Origin of the sequence: Caulobacter sp. RHG1 (assembly GCF_013181195.1) — a bacterium.
In the GTDB taxonomy this organism is placed as follows: Bacteria; Pseudomonadota; Alphaproteobacteria; order Caulobacterales; family Caulobacteraceae; genus Caulobacter.
Window position 1 is genome coordinate 50280 of the sequence record NZ_SMZP01000010.1, and the last position, 18801, is coordinate 69080.

Below are 18801 nucleotides of genomic sequence, written 5' to 3' on the forward strand. Positions count from 1 at the left end.
GCGATATCGCCATCCGCGAGGACTTCCGCGAGATCCTGCGCCTGGTGCGCCCCGGCGCGCGGGTGCTGGACGTCGGCTGTGGCGAAGGCGTGCTGCTGGACCTCCTGGCGCATGAGAAACAGGTCGACGCCCGGGGCCTGGAGATCAGCGCCAACGGCGTGGCCGCCTGCATGGCGCGGGGCCTGTCGGTCGTGCAGGGCGACGCCGACCAGGACCTGGACCACTTCCCCGACCGATCCTTCGACTACGCCGTACTGTCCCAGACCCTGCAGGCGACGCGCAATCCGCGCCACGTGCTCGACGAGTTGCTGCGCATCGCCGACCGGGCCATCGTCTCGTTCCCCAATTTCGGCCACTGGCGGGTGCGCTGGTCGCTGCTGAGCCGTGGCCGGATGCCCGAGACCAAGGCCCTGCCGCTGCCCTGGTGGGCGACGCCGAACATCCACCTGTGCACCCTGGCCGACTTCATGGCCCTGACCGCGGATCTGAACCTGCGCGTCGACGCCTGCGCGGCCTTCGCCGGCAACGGCCCAGCGCGGTCGATGAACCCCACCGGCGCGCTGGAAAACTGGCGCACCGAGACCTGCCTGTTCATGCTCAGCCGCAACGGCGGCGTCCCGAGCAGGGAACTTCCGACCGCTTCGGGCGATCTCTTCGACGGATGAAGACCCTGCGTCTGATGACTTACAACGTCCACCGCTGCGTGGGCACCGACCGCAAGCTCGATGTCGAGCGTGTGGCAGAGGTCATTGCGGCCGAACAGCCGGACGTCGTCGCCTTGCAGGAGCTGGACGTCGGCCGCATGCGCACCCGCAGCGTCGACCAGGCCCATCGCCTGGCAGAACTGCTGAAGATGACCTTCCATTTCCATCCGGCCATGACGGTCGAGGAAGAGCTCTACGGCGACGCCATCCTGACCGCCCTGCCCGAGCGCCGGATCAAGGCCAAGGAACTGCCGCTGTATCGCCGGGTGCCGGGCCTGGAGCCGCGCGGCGCCCTGTGGGTCGAGGTGGAGTTCGAGGGCCAGAAGGTCCAGATCATCAACACCCACCTGGGCCTGATCCCTCAGGAGCAGAAGCGCCAGGCCGCTGCTCTGTTGGGTCCCGACTGGATGGGCGACGATAAGTGGGTCGCCCCCGGCGTGGTGCTGGGCGATTTCAACGCCACGCCCTATTCGGCGACCTACCGGATGCTGCGTACGGCCCTGCGCGACGCCCAGGCGCCGACGCCGACCTGGCCGCGCCCGGCCACGGCGACCTTCCCGTCCAGCTTCCCGTTCATGCGCATCGACCACGTCTTCCTGACCAAGGGCCTGGAGACGCGCGGCGTGCGGTCGCCCTACGACGCTCGCGCGAGGCTGGCCTCGGACCACCTGCCGCTGGTGGTCGACCTGGAGATCATTCCTGCAGCCGCTCCGGCGGCAGGGGCGGCGGCTCCGTAAGCCGAGCGATGTCGCGCTTGAGGCGGGCGCGCCGGCCCCACGGCCGCCAGGCGTCGTCAGGCGCGATGGCGTCGCCCAGGCTCCAGTCGGCGATGAACTTCTCCACCCCGCTCAGCTTGCGGGTCGGCACCGGCTGAAGCCGACGCGGCGGCCCGCCCTTGACGTCCAGAGCGTTGATCGCCGCGCCCAGGCCGCCTTCGCGCTCCATCGTCGCCAGCACGTCGCCGGCCGAGCGGCCCACGAAGTGACCGACCAGCCGTCCCAGGAACGAGCTGATCGTCTCACGCTCGAAGTCGGAATGGCCCTCCAGCGCCAGGTCGCACTCGCTGTCCAGGCCGATCGAGCGATTGTTGAGATTGGCCGAACCGATCCGCAGCACCGTGTCGTCGATGATCGTGACCTTGGAGTGGACGATGATCGGCGCGCCCTTGGGCGTGTGGGCGCTGAAGGCCGAGAAACGCTTGTGGACGTCCACGCTGCGCAGGCGATTGATCGCCGCCGTGCGGGCGCTGTCCATGGTCATCTGGTCGAAATAGCTGGGGCTGCGCGCCGGGCCGATGGTGACGATCTCCGGCCCGTCCGGCTCGACCAGCCGCTCGGCCAGGGCCTCGACGATGATCGGCGAGGTCAGGTACTGGTTCTCCAGATAGATCAGCCGCTTGGCGCGCTTGATCGACGCCAGGTGCAGCAGCAGGCTCTCGATGATCTCGGGCCTGCCCTGCCAGGCGGCGGCGGTGCGGGCCACTGCGATCGGGGTGCGACGCAGGTCGGGGACAAGACCCTCGGGCCAAGGCGTCTCCTCGGGGCGTTCCGGACGCTCGATGTGTTCGCCGCCAGAGGTGCGCCAGCGGTCGATGAAGAGATCCGCCATCGCCTCGCCCGCCTTGCCGTCGACCAGCATCGCCACCTCGTGCCGGGGCGGATAGTGGCGACCCGTGGGCAGGCGGCGCAGCGGATTGTTGTCCAGGTGGCGCTGGTCGTCCCAGCGATCGACGCCGATGTCGCCGCCGCTGATCAGGGCGCTGACGCCGTCGACGATCACCGCCTTCTGGTGATGGCAGGCGCTGGCCGGCAGGGTGGCGTCCAGGCGGTACTTGACCCGCGAGCCGGCGAAGAAGGCGGCGCCGCGATGCGGGCCGAACAACTGGGCGGCGGCGATCGGGAACGGCATGTCCCAGGTCAGCACTCGCACGTCCAGCGCCGGGTTCAGCGCCGCCTGGCGTCGCAGGATTAGGCCGATACGGTCCGCGTGGGTCGGGTCCCGGCTCTTGCGCACCCGGTCGGGATCCAGCCGCGTCAGAGGATCGAACACCCAGGCCAGGATCCAGATCGACTTCCGCGCCGACAGGATCAGCGGCTTGAGCGCGTCGAACGTCTCGTCGTTGTCGATGAACAGGGCCGTGCGATCGGACGGCTCGACCCGCCAGCAATTATAGCCCGGTTGGAAGACGGAAGACCGCTGATCCATGTCGCCCCAAACGCCCGCACACTCACGCCCGTGAGCTACAGGAACGCGCGGAACCGTTTATGGCTCCGCTTGGCGATCCCGTCGCGTGAAAAGCGGAGCCTTAAGGGCGGTTCAGCCTGCGATGGCCGCCGCGTCGCGTTCGCCGGTGCGGATGCGCAGGGCCTGTTCAAGGTCCATGACGAACACCTTGCCGTCGCCGATCTTGCCGGTGTTGGCGGTGCGCTGCAGGGCCTCGACGACAGGCTCCAACACGTCGGTGGGCACGGCGATCTCCAGCTTGACCTTGGGCAGCAGCTTCACCTCGTACTCGGCGCCGCGATAGACCTCGGTCTTGCCCTTCTGGCGGCCATAGCCGCGCACCTCGGTGACGGTCAGGCCCGACGCGCCGGCCTCGGTGACGGCCTCGAGCACCGCATCCAGACGGCTGGGCTTAATCACGGCGACGATCATCTTCATGGCGCGGCTCCCGCCCAGAGCATTTTCCGATCCGAAGGGATCGGCGAGATGCTCCAGCTTTTTGATCTCGAAACGGTTGTTACGACTCCAAGCTAGGCGTCCGCGCGCTTCGCTCCAAGCCCGATCAGCCCTCGCAACCGCTCGGCGCCTGATGAACAGGCGCCGAATGTCCGTCGGTGTGGCGCACGGGTGTCGGTCCCGCCGGGCTGGGCAGCAGCACGCCCGGCGCGAAGACCCGCGCGCGCGCGCGATGGCCGCGCGGCTTGACCGCGAAGGTCTGCTTGATGGCCTCCATCAGGATCACCCCGGCGAAGCGCGGCCAGAGGCGGGCGCCGACCTGCTCGAAACCCTCCGCCCACGGCGCCATGGCGTTCATCGGCGGCACGTACAGCGCCCGGGTCCAGCCGGCCGGTTCCAGCTCGGCCTCGCGGATCAGGCTCTCCAGCTGGCTGCGACTGTAGGGCCGACCGTGACCGAACGGCGTGCGCTCCGCCCCGGTCCAGACGCCGTCGCGCGACGAGACCGCCACGATCAGGCGCCCCGTGGGCGCCATCACGCGGCCGATCTCGGCCAGCAAGGCGGCGGGATCGTCGGCTTCTTCGAGGGCATGGACGGCCAGCACCCGGTCGAACATCGCATTGGGCAGCGGCAACGAGGTCTCTTCCACCAGGCAAGCCTGGTTGCGGTGGCCATGCGGCCAGACCTCGACGCCCTGCTGGGCCGGCATGGCGGCGACAACGCGGCGGGCATTGGTGCGGGCCTTGTCGAGAAACGGCGTGGCATAGCCAACGCCCAGCACGTCGAGGTCGCGGGTGTCGCCCCAGGCCTCGTCCACCTTGCGCGTCAGCATCGTCCGCGCCGCGCGCCCCAGAGGGGCGGCGTAGAACGCGCGCAGGTCCAGCACGTCGCGGCGCATTGAGTCTCCTGGTAGGCAGGGCCATCTTTGTAGGCGCGCCAGGGCCGGCGCGATAGAGCAAGCGCCGATGACCCTTACCGTTCACCAGTTTCCCTGCCTGTCCGACAACTACGGCTTTCTGATCCGCGACGAGGCCAGCGGCCAGGTCGCCACGATCGACACGCCCGACGCCCAGGCGATCCTCGCCGAGCTGGACACCCTGGGCTGGTCGCTGGACCTGATCCTCAACACCCACTGGCACCCCGACCACGCCGGCGGCAACGAGGCCTTGAAGGCCGCCACCGGCGCGATCATCGCCGGACCGTCCGAGGTGACCCGCATCGCGCCGCTGGATCGCGTGGTGCGCGACGGCGACGTCGTCATGCTGGGCGAGACCCGGTTCGACGTGATCGACAGCGGCGGTCATACCTTGGGCCATGTCGCCTATCACGACGCCGCAGACGCCCTCGCCTTCGTCGGCGACACCCTGTTCGCGCTCGGCTGTGGCCGGCTGTTCGAAGGTACGGCCGAGCAGATGTGGGACTCGCTCTCGCGCCTGACCGCCCTGCCCGACGCCACCACGATCTATTGCGCCCACGAGTACACCGCCTCGAACGCCCGCTTCGCCCTGTCGGTCGACGACGATCCGGCGCTGAAGGCCCGCGCCGACGGCGTCTTCGCCGCCCGCGAGCGCGGCGAGGCGACCGTGCCGACCACCCTGGCCGTGGAGAAGGCCACCAACCCGTTCCTGCGCGCGCCTCTGCTGCGCCCGGACGCCGCTTCGCCCGCTCAGGCCTTCGCCGAGATCCGGGCCGCCAAGGACAGCTTCAAGGGATGACCATGCCCCCTCTTTCTGCGACCGCGCTTTCCGGCGACCTGGGCGCCAAGGAAATCATTCGGATGCTGGAGATGGCGCCGCATCCCGAGGGCGGCTGGTATCGCCGGACCTTCGAGGATGCTCCGGGCCCGGATGGACGCGCCCTGTCGACCTGCATCTATTATCTGCTGGAGGCCGAACAGATGTCGGCCTGGCATCGGGTCGACGCCGTCGAGACCTGGCACTGGTATGCGGGCGCGCCGATCTCGATCAGTCTGTCGCCGCCGGATGGCCAGGGGATCACCGCCCATGTGCTGGGTCCGGACCTTCGCGCCGGCTGCCGACCACAGGTGGTGGTGCCGACTTTGTGGTGGCAGACCGCGGTCAGCCTGGGCGCCTGGACCCTGGTCGGCTGCACCGTCGCTCCCGGATTCCGATTCGAAGGTTTCGAGCTGGCGGCGCCCGACTGGAGACCCTCAAGCCTCTGAAATGGCGCCGGAATTTTACATTCCACAACCCTCGGCTGGATTATGGTGGCCTCGGCCCGCGTCAGTTCGTCGCAGCGGCTCAATAAGGGTACCCATAGTGAGCAACTTGGTCGCATGGCGTCGGTATCTGCACCGTGCAATCCTTTTCACGTCGCGGTGAAATGCCGGCCAGGGGAACCGAGTACGAATGTCTGAAGAGTACGCCAATGCTCGCTCAGCGAGCCGCTACGCGACCGATTATATCCTGCGCTGGGTCGAGATCGCCAACGAGGTTCACGGATCCGATCTACTCTACGCCCTGGTCTTCACCACCCTCTGGGCTGGCAACTGCTCGCACATCCGCGGCGGCCTCTATGCTGACCTCGATGACATTCCCCCGGACCACGAGCGTCGCCCGCTAACCGTGCGCCAGGTCGCGGACTCGCTGGGCCTGCCCTATGAGACCGTGCGTCGCCGCTTCGTCGAGATGCTGGAGCGCGGCATGGCCCAGCGCGTCGGCCGCGAGGGCTTCATCGTGCCCGCCTCGGCCCTGGCCAAGCCGGAGGTCGTGCACGGCCTGCGCCGCTCGCACATCAGCCTGACGCGCTTCCTGAAGGAACTGAAGACGATCGGCGTCGAGGCCGCCTAACGGCTGCTTTCGCGCACAACCAGCTGGACCGGCGCGCACGCGCCGGGCGCATCCTCGCCGGCCATGCGCCGGAACAGCAGATCGATCATCGTGCGCGCGCCGACTTCCAGGTCCTTGCGCACGCTGGTCAGCGGCAGCACGCCGTGCCGGGCGAGCACGCTGTCGTCGAAGCCGACCACCGCCACGTCCCCAGGCACGCTGCGGCCAGCCTCGGCCAACGCGCGCACCGCGGCGAGCGCGATCAGGTCGGACCGAGCGAAGACGGCGTCGAAGGCGATGTCGCGGGCCAGGAACGCCGCCATCGCCGCATGGGCTGCTTCGGCGGCATGCGGCGCGGCGACGACCAGGGCCGGGTCGAGCGAAAGACCCGCCTCGGCCAATCCTTTCTGATAGCCGGCGAAACGCTGAACCGCCTCGGGCGTGTCGGTTGCGCCCAGGAAGACGATGCGGCGCCGGCCAGTGGCCGCCAGGTGCGCCACGGCCAGCCGCCCCCCCTCGGCATTGTCGCCGCCCACCGCGCAATAGTGCTGGTCGGGCTGAGGCGCCGCCCACACCACCATCGGTCGATAGGTCCCAGCGACACTGTTGAGCGCCTCGTGCTGAGCGCTGCGACCGATCACCACCAGGCCGTCGGCGCGGTGCGACTGGATGATCCGCTCCAGCCAGCCGACTTCCGTGACCACCACCTTGTTCAGCAGCACCGAATAGTTTCGCAAGGTGATCTCGTCGGCCAGGCGTCCGACCATCTCCAGCAGGAAAGGATCGGCGATCAGCTGCCCGGTCTCGTCGGCCAGGGGGATGACCACGCCGATGGTGTCGGTCTTGCGCAGACGTAAGGAGCGCGCCGACTGGTTGACGACATAGCCATGGGTCTGGGCGATCTCGACGATCTGGTCGCGCAGGGTCTTGGGGATCAGCGGATTGCCCGCCAGGGCCCGCGAGACGGTCGAAATCGACACCCCCGCCATCCGCGCGATGTCGGCCATCTTCAGGCGACCGCGTTCCGGCGCCTCGGAGAGGTCGGGACTGTCCATGATATTACAATACAACCCTGAGAACGCACGAACAGCCATGTTGACGTCGCAGGATCGGCGGTAGAGCGCAGGTGACGGCGACAACGGGACCGGGAATAGCGAACAGCGCTATCCGAGGCCAATTAACGTCTCTTTAGACTTTATGGTTACGCTCGCGGCAGCCGTTCTTTTCCGCCGCTCAACGGTTCATGACCTTGAAGATCCGCTTTGAGGACGGGCGTCCCGCCAGGCCTTCGCCCGGCGCATAGGTGACCACCAGGGCCCCATCCTTCAGCTGGGCGCTGGGCTTGCCGCCTTCGGTCAGCATCACCCGCAGGATCCGCGACAGCAGAGCCCGGTCCTTGCGCGCGGCCCGCTCGAACGCTTCGGCCGCCAGGCTGGCGGCGTCGGCGATCAGCACCGAAGTCTCGGGCCGAGCGTCCTGCAGGGTCTCGAACGGCACCTGGCGCTGAGCGGCGCGACTGGCCCGGACGCTGGCCTGGCCCATGCGCTGGTACAGCGCCACGGGCGACAGCATGACCGGAGGCTGGATCGATGCGGCCCGCCCCGTCAGCGCCGCGGCCATGCCCATCGGCGCTTCGTCGCCGTAGAGGATCATGCCCCCCAGCTTGGTGATCCGCAGCACCGGCTCGCCCAGGTCGTTGCGGTAGATGACATCGCCGCGCGAGGCCGGCTGGCGCGACAGCACCCAGACCTCGGCGCTGTTGTCGAACTTGATCAGGGGTCGCGAGGCGGCCTGGTCGAAGATGAACGCACCGCAGCTTTCGGAGACATAGCGGGCGACAGGCGGGGCCGGCACGCGACGAGCCTCGGCGGCGCCCTTGTGGCCGAGCAAGGCGTCGCGCAGCGAGTGCGGCAACTGCTGGGCGTTCGCATTGCCTGGCCACAAGGGCGCCGCCATGAGCATCAGAGCCGCGATGGCGAGGGCGGTGATCGCCCCAAACTCGCTCGACTCCGCCTTACAGAATTTCATGCGATCCGTACTGCTCGCCGACTGGGGCGAATCTTGGACGCCTGAACGTCCATCCCCCGAAGCGGGGCGCATGAGGCCAAAACGCCACAGCGGCCGTCAAGCCCGGCTTCGGAGGAAAAACGCATTACGGCGGTTAGGCCATGTACTGGCCGCCGTTCAGGCTGAGCGTGGCGCCGGTCACGAAGCCCGCGCGCTCGCCGGCCAGGAACGAGACCATGTCGGCGATCTCCTCGCCCTTGCCCAGGCGACCGACGGGGATGCCGCCGATGATGCTGGCCAGGACGTTCTCCGGCACCGCCGCCACCATTTCGGTGTCGATATAGCCAGGGCAGATCACATTGACCGTCACGCCTTTCTTGGCGTTCTCCAGGGCCAGGGCCTTGGTGAAGCCGATCAGGCCGGCCTTGGCCGCCGAATAGTTGGTCTGGCCCATCTGGCCCTTCTGGCCGTTGATCGAGCTGATGTTGACGATCCGGCCCCAGCCGCGATCGCGCATGCCCTCGATGACCGGACGGGTCATGTTGAAGGCGCTGTCCATGTTGACCCGGATCACGTCCGACCACTGCTCGTAGGTCATCTTGTGAAGCATGCCGTCGCGGGTGATGCCGGCGTTGTTGACCAGGATGTCGATGGGGCCCAGCTCGGCCTCGACCTTTTTCACGGCCGCCTGACAGTCTTCGAAGTGGCCGACATTGCCCTTCACGACCATCACGCCCAGCTCCTTGGCGCAGGCCGCGGCGGCTTCTTCGTTGCCGGAATAGCCCGCCGCCACCTTGTGGCCGTCGGCGATCAGCCGCTCGCAGATCGCCCGACCGATGCCGCGGGTGCCGCCGGTCACGAACGCAACTCTCGTCATATCTGTCTCCCGGATATTTTTATGGTTGCCGCGCGCCCCGAGGCAACAGGGCCTAGAGCGCGCGGTTACAGCTAAGGTTGCGTATCGAAAGGTGTCAGAGCGCCTCGACGCACAGGGCCACGCCCATGCCGCCGCCGACGCACAGCGTGGCCAGACCCTTCTTGCCGCCCGAGCGCTTCAGCTCGTGCACCAGGGTGGTCAGGATCCGCGCGCCCGAGGCGCCGATCGGGTGGCCGATGGCGATGGCGCCGCCATTGACATTGACCTTGGCCGGATCGAGGCCCAGCTCGCGGACCACGCACAGCGACTGGGCGGCGAAGGCCTCGTTGCTCTCGACGAGGTCGAGGTCCGAAACGCTCCAGCCGGCCTTCTCCAGCGCCTTCTTCGAGGCCGGGATCGGGCCGGTGCCCATGATCTCGGGATCGACGCCCGCATTGGCCCACGAGGCGATCTTGGCCAGGGGCTTGAGGCCGCGCTTGGCGGCTTCGTCGGCGCTCATCAGCACCAGGGCGGCCGCGCCGTCATTCAGACCCGAGGCGTTGGCGGCGGTGACCGAGCCGTCCTTGGTGAAGGCCGGGCGCAGACCCGAAACGCTCTCCAGCGTCGCGCCGTGACGGATGTACTCGTCCTTGTCGACGATCGTGTCGCCCTTGCGGCCCTTGATGGTGACCGGAACGATCTCGTCGTCGAACTTGCCGGCCTTCTGGGCGGCTTCGGCCTTGTTCTGGCTGGCGACGGCGAAGGCGTCCTGGTCGGCGCGGGTGATCTGCCAACGGCTGGCGATGTTCTCGGCCGTCTGGCCCATGTGATAGCCGTGGAAGGCGTCCCACAGGCCGTCCTTGATCATGGTGTCGACGAACGCCAGGTCGCCCATCTTCTGGCCGCCACGCAGGTTCTGGGCGTGCGGCGCCTGGCTCATGCTCTCCTGGCCGCCGGCCACGACGATGCTGGCCGAGCCGTCGGCGATCTGCTGGGCGCCCAGGGCCACCGCGCGCAGACCCGAGCCGCACAGCTGGTTCAGGCTCCAGGCCGGGCTCTCGACCGGCACGCCGGCGCGGACGGCGGCCTGACGGGCGGGGCCCTGGCCGGCGCCAGCCTGCAGCACCTGGCCCAGGATCACCTCATCGACGTCGGCCGGCGTGATGCCGGCGCGCGACACGGCCGCCTCGATGGCGAGCTTGCCAAGCTCGGACGCGGGCAAGCTGGACAGCGCCCCATTGAACGAGCCGACCGGGGTGCGGGCGGCGGAGACGATGACGATGTCGCTCATGAGGAGAACTCCCGTGACGTTCTGATGTGACGCCGTCTGGTTCGCGGCGTCGCCTTCGCAGTGCAACGCCAGCCTTGCATGTCCGAACCGCGTTCGTCACGGCCACATTTTCACGGCTTGGCGACGCTTCCACGACATCACCCTACTGGCGTCATGGCTTTGCATTGGCGATAGTGCGGTGCGAAAAGCAGGCGGTCACCGCCCACTGGATCATCTTTGATGATCCAGGTTTTACTTAGAACGCATTTTCTGACGACGAACCGGCGTCCACTTCGTCGGAAAATGCTTAGGGAACGAAATGTCCGAGAACCCTGAAAAAGGCGAAACGACAGCCGGCGGCGAAAAGGCCTCCGCTCAGCGCGTGATCATCAAAAAGTACGCCAACCGTCGCCTCTACAACACGGCGTCCTCGTCCTACGTCACCCTCGAACACCTGTCGGACATGGTGAAGGAAGGCGTCGACTTCGTGGTCTATGACGCCAAGTCCAACGACGACATCACCCGTTCGGTCCTGACCCAGATCATCTTCGAAGAAGAGAACCGCGGCGGGGGCCAGAACCTGCTGCCCATCCAGTTCCTGCGCCAGCTGATCGGCTTCTACGGAAACTCGATGCAGGCCTTCCTGCCGTCGTACCTCGAGATGTCGCTGGAGAGCTTTTCCAAGCAGCAGGAGCGCCTGCGCGGCCAGCTGTCGACCATGGCCCCGGGCAAGATGCCGGGCATGGACGTCTATGGCGAGCAGATCCGCCAGAATATGGCCCTGTTCGACAGGGCCATGAAGATGTTCTCGCCGTTCGCCTATGTGCGCCCGGAAGACGCCGCGGCGGCCGCCCAGGCCGAGCCGCAGCCCGCGCCGGCGGCGCCGTCCAGCGACGACTCGCTGGCGGACCTGAAGCGGCAGATGGAAGCCATGCAGGAGCAGTTGGCCAAGCTGGCCAACAAGCCTTAACGCCACAGCCTCTTAACCAAGACGCTCCAGCCGTTCTTAACCGTCCTGGCCCTATTTTCGGTACATGAACGACCCGATCGATCCCATTCGACGCTCTGGTCACGCACGCCGCGCTCTGCCGGCGCCGCGGGACAAGTCGCGTCCTGAGAGCGAAGAAGAGGTCGTCTTCACCGTGGAGGAAGACGTCCCCCCACCGCGCTCGGAACCGCCGCCCCGGCGCGAGGGCTTCGCCGCCTTCGCCGCTCACGTCATGGGTCAGTCGGGACAGAAGCGCGGCCTGCGCGGTGGGCAGGAAGTGCTCGACACGGCCAGAACGACCTATCTCGGCACGGAATATTCTGGCCCGGCCGATCGTCGTCCCAAGACGGGCCTGCTGAAGAAAACCAACATCTAAAGGCCTCGCGGTCCCTTATCGGGAACCTGAAGGCTGGCGCCGTTCTTGCTTAAGCGTTGATGAACTCAACGCTGCGAGCCCGCCATGCTGTCCGTCGCCATCCGCATCTTCGACGTCACCATCGTGGCCCTGATCTTCACGGCGCTGACCTAAGTCTAGGCCGACTCCAGCAGCATCATCGTGCCCTGGCCGCCATCGGCGCAGATGCTGACGATGGCCCGCTCGCCCTTCGGACGGGCGGCCAGCTCCTTCACCGCTTGGCTGAGGATCCGCGCGCCGGTGGCCCCGAACGGGTGACCCAGCGCCAGGCTGCCGCCGTTGGGGTTCATCCGCTCGTGCGGGAAGCTGCCCATCGGCGCGGTGACGCCCGCCTTCTCCGACAGGAACTGGGCGCTCTCCCAGGCGGCGATGTGCGACAGGACCTGGGCGGCGAAGGCCTCGTGGATCTCCCACAAACCGACATCGGCATAGGTCATGCCATTGCGAGCCAGCATCCGCGGCACGCCATAGGCCGGGGCCATCAGCAGGCCCTCGTGACGCAGGTCGATCGAGGTGACCTCATAGTCGACGATCTTCACCTTCGGCGTCTCGCCCGGCAGGCGGGCCATGCCGGCCGCAGAGCCGACCCAGATCGCCGCCGCCCCATCGGTCAGGGGCGAGGAATTGCCGGCCGTCAGCGTGCCCTTGCCGCTGGTCTTGTCGAAGGCCGGTCCCAGCTTGGCCAGCTTCTCGGGCGTGGAGTCCTTGCGCGGAATGGTGTCGTGTTTCGTCTCGCCCACCGGGATGACCAGGTCGTCGAAGAAGCCGCTTTCCCAGCCCTTCACCGCGTCGCGATGGCTGGCATAGGCGATGGCGTCCTGGTCGGCGCGGGTCAGGCCCCATGCCTTGGCGGTGATCTCGGTGTGCTCGCCCATCGACAGACCCGTGACCCGATTGGCGACCTTGGGGATGAACAAGCGCACGTCCTTGAGGTTCAGCGCGCCTAGGGCCGCCAGCCGCTGCTGGCCGGTGCGCGCGCCCTGGAACTTGCGGATCCAGTCCGACAGCGCCACCGACAGGCCGATCTGCACCCGGCTCATGCTCTCGACGCCGCCAACCAGGGCCAGGTCGCGGCCCCGTCCATCGATCATGCCCGCCGCCTCGATCGCGCCGATCATGCTGGTCGAGCAGGCCATGATCGTCGAGAAGGCCGGGATGGTCGGGTCGGCCCCGGCGTCCAGCAACACCTCGCGCGCCAGATTGCTCCAGGTCAGGTTCGGAATGACCGTGCCCCAGACCGCGAAGTCGGGCCGCGCGCCCTTCTCGAGCATGGCTTTGACGACGGGCACGGACAGCGCGATGGCGTCGTAGGCGGCCAACGCCCCCTCGACCTTGGCGAAGGGCGTGCGCACGCCCGAGGCGATCCAGACATCAGACATGAAAGAACTCCGGAGGGCGGAAACCTCGACCTATATGGGATCGCCTCTCGCCTCTTGTCGAATATCGGCTTAATTCGGCGCGATGAGCAGCGATCAAGACCTCGACAGCAAGAAAGCCTGCGCCCGGGCGTGGTTCGAAAGCCTGCGCGACCAGATCTGCGCGGCGTTCGAACAGCTCGAGGACGAGGCCCCGGCCGACCTCTATCCCGGCGCGCCCGGCCGCTTCGAAAAGAAGCCCTGGAACCGCGCGGCCGGCGGCGGCGGCGTCATGGGCATGATGCACGGCCGGCTGTTCGAGAAGGTCGGCGTCCATGTCTCGACGGTCCACGGCAGCTTCACGCCGGAAATGGCCAAGAACATGCCCGGCGCTGGCGAAGATCCGCGGTTCTTCGCCACCGGGATCAGCCTGATCGCCCACATGGTCAGCCCTCGCGTGCCCGCCGTGCACATGAACACCCGCTTCATCGCCACGACCAAGAGTTGGTTCGGCGGCGGCGGCGACCTGACGCCCCTGCTCGGTTATCAGCGCAGCCAGGACTTCCCGGACGCCATCGACTTCCACGCCGCCTATCAGCGGGCCTGCGACAAGTACGATCCGAGCTGGCACGCCAAGTACAAGGCCTGGTGCGACGAGTATTTCTTCCTGCCCCACCGCAACGAACCGCGCGGCGTCGGCGGCATCTTCTACGACCACCACGACAGCGGCGACTGGGACCGCGACTTCGCCTTCACGCAAGACGTGGGCCGGGCCTTCCTGGAGATCTATCCCGACCTCGTCCGCCGTCGGATGAGCGAGGCCTGGACGCCTGAGGAGCGCGAAGAGCAGCTGGTTCAGCGCGGCCGCTATGTCGAGTTCAACCTGCTGTACGACCGCGGGACCATGTTTGGCCTCAAGACCGGCGGCAACGTCGAGTCGATCCTCAGCTCGATGCCGCCGACGGTGAAGTGGCCTTAGGCTAAGCCGTCGGGCACTTCGCGCCCGTGTCGATCCACGCCTTGATCAGCTCGCCGAACTGAGCCTGCGAGCCCGGAGCGGGAACGCGGCCCGCGCCGGGGTTCCAGCCCCAGCCGACCAGGTGATCCTCGGCCATGTGGTGATGGATCTGGGCCATGGTCTTGCCGCCGTTGCGGGCCGGGTCCTTCAGCTGGGCGCAGATCTGGCCCAGGCTCTTGCCCTGCCAGGCCATCTCGGCCGGGGCGAGGGCCCATTTCGGATCGCCGGGAATGCTCTTGATGTTCTGGCCCCAGGTCGGGACGTTGGCTTCGCCGTGGCACGAGAAACACGGCAGGCCCGTCGGGCCGTGGCCGCTGTCGCCGGCCTTCATGGGCGGATTGTGCGGGTGCAGATCATCGCCCTGCGTCGGGGCGCGCTCGACCGGGTGGCAGTTCAGGCAGCGCGGGCTCTGAATGACCTTTCCGGCCTCGGTGAACAGGGCGACCGAGCGCGCGCCCGGATCCTTGATCGACTGGAAGCTGGCCGCGGTCTTCAAGGTCGCAGGCTTGGGCTGGGTCGCCGCCTCAGGCGCGGCCTGGACGCTGGCCACGACCGCGCCAGCGGCGGCCAGGGTTCCGGCAAGGATCACCACGGTAGCAACGCGCATGAGAAATCTCCCGGATGTCGGCAGTCTGGGATGTAGGTCAGGGAACGCTTGAGCTTGACCTCAGGTTGCCTGCTCGAGAAAACGGCTGATCCAGCTTGCAAGGCGGTCGCGGTCGTTGTCCGCGCCCAGGCTGGCGATGGCGGCGTCGGCCTGCTCGTCTGTGAACCGGGTCCCGCGCCGGGCCTCGATCAGAGCCTTGGCGTAGGCCGGCGTGAACTCGGGGTGGAACTGCATCGAGATCGCCTTGGCGTCGTCATAGGCCAGCACGCCGTAGGGGGTGAAGGCGCTGCCGGCCAGCACCCGCGCGCCGGGCGCCAGTTCGACGACCTGGTCCTGGTGCGAGCCCGGGACCGAGACGTGGCGGGCGCCATCCATCCACGGCGCGTGTTCGGCCACCTCATAGGCCTGCAGGCCTACGCCCCAGCCCTTGTCGGACTTCTCGACCTTGCCGCCGAACGCCTCGGCCATGATCTGGTGGCCGAAGCACACCCCGACCAGCGGCGTCGCGCCCTTGGCGTCGCGGAGGAAGCTTTTCAGCGGCTCGATCCACGGCAGCGGGTCGTAGACGCCGGCCGCCGAGCCGGTGACGACATAGGCGTCGTTCTCGGCGGGATCGCTCGGCAGCTCGCCTTTCTGAACGTCGTAGACGCGATAGACATGGCCATCGCCCAGCAGCGCCTCGAACATCGCGCTGTAGCTGCCGTACTTTTCCAGCAGATCGCCCGGCGGCTCGCCGGTTTCGAGCAGGCCGATCTTCATCAGTAGACCATCCCTTGCGCCACCGCCTTCAGGCGCTCGATGGCGCTGAACTTGTCCTCGATGAAGTCCTGGTCGATCCACCAGATCTCGACCTCGCGCATCACCTCGCCGACCATCGGACCCTTGGGCACGCCGGCCTGCAGGATCTCGTCGCCGGTCAGCGGGAAGGTCGGCGGGTTCCAGGTCTCAGCCAGGGCCAGCAGGGCCCGCCACTGCGGCGCGGTCGAAGGCCGGCCCGAACCGGCCCAGGCCAGCTTGATGCGATCGCAGAAGGCCCGGACGCCCAGACCATAGACCGCGCGGCGAGCCTCGCGCGGGCTCATCCACGAGACGACGCGGGGGCTCTTGCCGACGGCGTCGACGATCCGGTCCCGGACGTTGTTGGGCAGGCGTAGACGCTCGGCGGTCTCGCTGGCGGCCTTGGCGTCGTCGGGGATCAGGGCCGCCAGGCGCAGCCCCGGGTCGTTCTCGAACAATTGCTCGGTCTCGATGCCGACCAGGGCCTCGAAGCGGGCCAGCGACTTCACCGACGGCAGGATCGAGGACAGCACGCCCGTCGCCGACATCAGCCGGAAGGCCGGACGCGGATCTTCCGACGCCAGCATCTTCATCAGCTCCTTCTGGGTGCGTTCGGCGGCGCGGCCCGAAACCATGCCCTTCAGCGCCTTGCAGGCGGCCAGGGCCTTCTGGTCGGCCTCGCCCTTGCCGTACCAGGCCTGGAAGCGGAAGAAGCGCAGGATGCGCAGATAATCCTCGCGGATGCGGGTCATCGGGTCGCCGACGAACACCACCCGGCCCTCGCGCGCGTCGTTCACGCCTTCGCCGGTCGGGTCATAGACGTGACCTTCCAGGTCGGCATAGAGGGCGTTGAAGCGGAAATCCCGCCGCTCGGCGTCCTGGCTCCAGTCCTGGGTGAAGGCCACCACCGCCCGGCGGCCGTCGGTCGAGACGTCCTTGCGCAGGGTGGTGATCTCGTAAGGCCGGCCGCCCGACAGCGCCGTGATCGTGCCGTGGTCGACCCCGGTCGGGATGGCGCGCAGGCCAGCCTGCTCCAGGGCGTCGATGATCAGGTCTGGCGTCAAGGTGGTGGCGATGTCGATATCGTCCACCGGCTTGTTCATCAGCGTATTGCGCACGCAGCCGCCGACGAAGCGCGCGCAGCCCGGATAGCCGCGCGCCTCCAGCGCCGCGATCACCGCGCGCGTCTCCGGTAGCGCCATCCACGGCGGCGCGCCGATCGTCATAGTGTCCAACGCCTGACTCCCACCCACGCGTTCGAGGGGCGACCATCTTGCCGCTTGCCCCCGAGTTCTTCTTCGAGAACCTCGTTCCCCATTGTGGGGTTTCCACCCAGAAGGAACAGGCCCTCGATCCCCAAAACGGGGCGACATAACTAGGTCAGGCGGCGCGCCCGCGCCAGCACCCTATTCGTGGGCGCCATCGCTCAAGCGCTCGTACAGCGACCGCAGCATCCCCGCCGTCGCGCCCCAGATGAAGCGGTCGTTCCAGGGCATGGCGTAGAAGTTGCGCCGCTCGCCGCTGGGCGTCTCGCGATGCTGGCGTTGGTGGTTGGCCGGGTCCATCAGGAAGGCGAACGGGGTCTCGAAGACGTCGGCGACCTCTTCGGGACTGGCCACGAAGGTCGCCTTGGGATCGATGAAGCCGACCACCGGCGTGACGTGGAAGCCGGTCACCGTCTGATAGCCGTGCAGCAGCCCCGCCACGGTCACGAAGGCCGGGTCCAGCGCCACCTCTTCCTGGGCCTCGCGCAGGGCCGTGCCCCAGGGCGTTTCGCCCGGATCGCAGCGGCCGCCGGGAAAGGCGATCTGGCCGGTGTGGCTGCGCAGGGTGTCGGCGCGGCGGGTCAGCAGCACGGTCAGGCCGTCGTCATGCTCGATCAGCCCTACCAGCACCGCGGCCGGCCGCAGGGCGTGGGGATTGTCGAAGGTCAGGCCCGGATTGAGGTCGAAGTCCGACTTGATCGGATTGGCCAGGCTGGGGTCGTAGTCGGCGATCGGGTCCAGCCGACTGCCGATCCAGGCCCGCAGGTCCTCGCCCTTCAGATCCGGGATCATGCGAGGTCCGTTCCGGGCGCAGCGATCGGGAACACCGCGCCGTTCGAGCTGACGCCCCACGCATCGCCGGTCAGGGTCGCCATCTCGGCCAGCTCGTAGAACACCGGCCGAGCGATCAGGGCCTCCAGGCCGCGACGCACGTGCAGATAGGGCCGCGGCTCGCCGGTCTCAGGATCGATCTCGACGCGGATGGCGTTGTCGGGCCCGGCCTCGACCGTGTCGCCGACATTGGTCTGGAAGATCAGCGCCTCGCCCTCGCGATCGACGCGGGTGGCGATGAACGGCGCGTCCTCGACGACGATCTTCATCTTCTCTACGGGCGTGACCAGGTGATAACCGTCCGGGTCCAGCCGCAACACAGTCGAGAACAGGCGCACCAGGGCCTCGCGGCCGATCGGCGTACCCTCGTGGAACCACACCCCGTCCTTGCGGATGCGGATGTCGATCTCGCCGCAGTGGGGCGGGTTCCACAGATGGACCGGCGGCAGGCCGCGACCGCCGGCGGCTTTCGCCGCTTCAGCGACGCCTTCCAGTCCAGCTTTGGGGGAAACCTCGGTCATCCCCGATCAGTTAGGCCCTAAGGGTCCCCGGCTCAAGCGCGGGGATCGATCGCCACCAGACCCGACAGCCCTTCGTCGCCGCCTTGACGCAGGGGCAACAGCAGCACGCGACGCTGGTCCACCGGACCCGGCATGACGACGCCGGCGGTGTGGGCGTTGTTGAAGCCGACCCGGCCGAAATAGGGACCGTCACCGACCAGCAGCACGGCGCGCCAGCCGGCTGCGCGGGCGGCCTCGACGGCGCTCTCGACCAGGGCCTGGCCCAGACCCGCGCTGCGCTCGTCGGGATCGACGGCCAGCGGCCCCAGGAACGCCACGGCCTCGCCGCCGATGGTCACCGGCCACATGCGGCAGCAGCCGACGGGCTTGCCCTCGCGCAGGGCCACGAACGAGCAGTCGTTCAGCAGGGTGTTGCCCTCGCGCAGGCGCTCGGACGACTTGGCGAAGCGGCCGGGCCCGAAGACCCGGTCGATCAGATGGGTGACGGCCGCCTCCATCGCCGGGGTCTCGAGGACCAACGGCGGATAGGCGGGCTCAGCAGAAACAGAGGTGGAAACGGAGGTCATCGGCCTTCGAAATGCGAGAGGACGTCGGGGGCTCCCGACGCGAAGGCGCGCGGGAGGGCTTCAGATCGTGGCGCGTTCGCGCAGGATTCGTCGCAGGCGTCGCATGGGCCAAAGCTCCGGATGACTGCGCGCGCTGTAGGGCCAAGCCTTTCT

General features: G+C 68.0%; 23 protein-coding genes and 1 pseudogene. 8 read left to right on the forward strand and 16 right to left on the reverse strand.

Annotated features, from left to right (window positions below):
* The first annotated feature begins 5 nt into the window (after positions 1-5).
* Together metW and E1H18_RS23710 are read left to right on the forward strand one after the other, a co-directional pair.
* The gene (gene metW, locus E1H18_RS23705; protein ID WP_172274465.1) at positions 6-665 is read left to right on the forward strand and encodes a methionine biosynthesis protein MetW; all 660 of its coding nucleotides are present in this window, start codon (positions 6-8) and stop codon (positions 663-665) included.
* Entirely contained in the window at positions 662-1441 is a 780-nt protein-coding gene (locus E1H18_RS23710; protein WP_172273835.1) for an endonuclease/exonuclease/phosphatase family protein, read from the forward strand. The genes metW and E1H18_RS23710 overlap by 4 nt, the downstream gene beginning before the upstream one ends.
* On the opposite strand, the gene E1H18_RS23715 is transcribed toward E1H18_RS23710, so the two are convergent.
* The 3 genes from E1H18_RS23715 to E1H18_RS23725 form a co-directional block, all read right to left on the reverse strand.
* Positions 1398-2909 (reverse strand): phospholipase D-like domain-containing protein, encoded by a 1512-nt coding sequence (locus E1H18_RS23715; protein WP_172273838.1) that lies wholly within the window; start codon positions 2907-2909, stop codon positions 1398-1400. The genes E1H18_RS23710 and E1H18_RS23715 overlap by 44 nt on opposite strands.
* 111 nt (positions 2910-3020) lie before the next feature.
* Positions 3021-3365: a P-II family nitrogen regulator gene (locus tag E1H18_RS23720; protein ID WP_172273841.1), complete on the reverse strand. Its 345-nt coding sequence runs from the start codon at positions 3363-3365 to the stop codon at positions 3021-3023.
* Positions 3366-3489: 124 nt separating this feature from the next.
* Positions 3490-4281 (reverse strand): class I SAM-dependent methyltransferase, encoded by a 792-nt coding sequence (locus E1H18_RS23725; protein WP_172273844.1) that lies wholly within the window; start codon positions 4279-4281, stop codon positions 3490-3492.
* A gap of 67 nt (positions 4282-4348) precedes the next feature.
* On the opposite strand from E1H18_RS23725, the gene gloB reads away from it, so the two are divergent.
* From gloB to E1H18_RS23740, 3 genes are all read left to right on the forward strand, one after another.
* Complete coding sequence (gene gloB, locus E1H18_RS23730; RefSeq protein ID WP_172273847.1) at positions 4349-5098, forward strand: hydroxyacylglutathione hydrolase; 750 nt, start codon at positions 4349-4351, stop codon at positions 5096-5098.
* A gap of 2 nt (positions 5099-5100) precedes the next feature.
* On the forward strand, positions 5101-5565 hold the full coding sequence (locus E1H18_RS23735) for a cupin domain-containing protein (RefSeq protein ID WP_241736181.1): 465 nt from the start codon (positions 5101-5103) through the stop codon (positions 5563-5565).
* A 187-nt stretch (positions 5566-5752) separates the two neighbouring features.
* Positions 5753-6193, forward strand: a complete 441-nt coding sequence (locus E1H18_RS23740; RefSeq protein ID WP_172273853.1) for a hypothetical protein — start codon at positions 5753-5755, stop codon at positions 6191-6193.
* Here the strand turns inward: E1H18_RS23740 and E1H18_RS23745 are convergent.
* From E1H18_RS23745 to E1H18_RS23760, 5 genes and pseudogenes are all read right to left on the reverse strand, one after another.
* Entirely contained in the window at positions 6190-6939 is a 750-nt protein-coding gene (locus E1H18_RS23745) for a substrate-binding domain-containing protein (protein WP_370526592.1), read from the reverse strand. The two genes, E1H18_RS23740 and E1H18_RS23745, sit on opposite strands and share 4 nt — an antisense overlap.
* Before the next feature lie 117 nt (positions 6940-7056).
* A pseudogene (locus tag E1H18_RS27440) lies at positions 7057-7227 on the reverse strand (LacI family DNA-binding transcriptional regulator); the annotation flags it as partial.
* A gap of 178 nt (positions 7228-7405) precedes the next feature.
* Positions 7406-8200: a DUF4908 domain-containing protein gene (locus E1H18_RS23750; RefSeq protein WP_172273856.1), complete on the reverse strand. Its 795-nt coding sequence runs from the start codon at positions 8198-8200 to the stop codon at positions 7406-7408.
* A gap of 133 nt (positions 8201-8333) precedes the next feature.
* Complete coding sequence (locus E1H18_RS23755) at positions 8334-9056, reverse strand: beta-ketoacyl-ACP reductase (RefSeq protein WP_172273859.1); 723 nt, start codon at positions 9054-9056, stop codon at positions 8334-8336.
* 94 nt (positions 9057-9150) lie between these two features.
* Positions 9151-10326 (reverse strand): acetyl-CoA C-acetyltransferase, encoded by a 1176-nt coding sequence (locus tag E1H18_RS23760; protein ID WP_172273862.1) that lies wholly within the window; start codon positions 10324-10326, stop codon positions 9151-9153.
* 298 nt (positions 10327-10624) lie between these two features.
* On the opposite strand from E1H18_RS23760, the gene phaR reads away from it, so the two are divergent.
* Both phaR and E1H18_RS23770 read left to right on the forward strand, forming a co-directional pair.
* Complete coding sequence (gene phaR, locus E1H18_RS23765; protein ID WP_172273865.1) at positions 10625-11275, forward strand: polyhydroxyalkanoate synthesis repressor PhaR; 651 nt, start codon at positions 10625-10627, stop codon at positions 11273-11275.
* A 64-nt stretch (positions 11276-11339) separates the two neighbouring features.
* On the forward strand, positions 11340-11669 hold the full coding sequence (locus E1H18_RS23770; RefSeq protein WP_172273868.1) for a hypothetical protein: 330 nt from the start codon (positions 11340-11342) through the stop codon (positions 11667-11669).
* Positions 11670-11824: 155 nt separating this feature from the next.
* On the opposite strand, the gene E1H18_RS23780 is transcribed toward E1H18_RS23770, so the two are convergent.
* Positions 11825-13087 carry an acetyl-CoA C-acyltransferase gene (locus E1H18_RS23780; protein ID WP_172273871.1) on the reverse strand — a complete coding sequence of 421 codons (1263 nt, stop codon included), beginning with the start codon at positions 13085-13087 and terminating at the stop codon, positions 11825-11827.
* 82 nt (positions 13088-13169) lie between these two features.
* Between E1H18_RS23780 and hemF the strand changes: the two genes are divergently transcribed.
* Entirely contained in the window at positions 13170-14042 is an 873-nt protein-coding gene (hemF, locus tag E1H18_RS23785; protein WP_172273874.1) for an oxygen-dependent coproporphyrinogen oxidase, read from the forward strand.
* A gap of 1 nt (position 14043) precedes the next feature.
* Here the strand turns inward: hemF and E1H18_RS23790 are convergent, their stop codons facing one another.
* The 7 genes from E1H18_RS23790 to E1H18_RS26425 form a co-directional block, all read right to left on the reverse strand.
* Entirely contained in the window at positions 14044-14688 is a 645-nt protein-coding gene (locus E1H18_RS23790) for an Isoquinoline 1-oxidoreductase subunit (RefSeq protein WP_172273877.1), read from the reverse strand.
* Positions 14689-14748: 60 nt separating this feature from the next.
* Positions 14749-15447, reverse strand: a complete 699-nt coding sequence (locus E1H18_RS23795; protein ID WP_172273880.1) for a type 1 glutamine amidotransferase — start codon at positions 15445-15447, stop codon at positions 14749-14751.
* Complete coding sequence (locus E1H18_RS23800; RefSeq protein WP_172274474.1) at positions 15447-16691, reverse strand: CCA tRNA nucleotidyltransferase; 1245 nt, start codon at positions 16689-16691, stop codon at positions 15447-15449. Before E1H18_RS23800 ends, E1H18_RS23795 begins: the two co-directional genes overlap by 1 nt.
* 180 nt (positions 16692-16871) lie before the next feature.
* Positions 16872-17522: a CoA pyrophosphatase gene (locus E1H18_RS23805; RefSeq protein ID WP_370526585.1), complete on the reverse strand. Its 651-nt coding sequence runs from the start codon at positions 17520-17522 to the stop codon at positions 16872-16874.
* A complete protein-coding gene (locus E1H18_RS23810) occupies positions 17519-18082 on the reverse strand; it encodes a DUF1285 domain-containing protein (protein WP_172273883.1) in 564 nt (187 codons plus the stop codon). Before E1H18_RS23810 ends, E1H18_RS23805 begins: the two co-directional genes overlap by 4 nt.
* 32 nt (positions 18083-18114) lie before the next feature.
* On the reverse strand, positions 18115-18648 hold the full coding sequence (locus tag E1H18_RS23815) for a GNAT family N-acetyltransferase (RefSeq protein WP_172273886.1): 534 nt from the start codon (positions 18646-18648) through the stop codon (positions 18115-18117).
* 60 nt (positions 18649-18708) lie between these two features.
* Entirely contained in the window at positions 18709-18753 is a 45-nt protein-coding gene (locus E1H18_RS26425) for a hypothetical protein (protein WP_194248186.1), read from the reverse strand.
* Between the last annotated feature and the right edge of the window lie 48 nt (positions 18754-18801).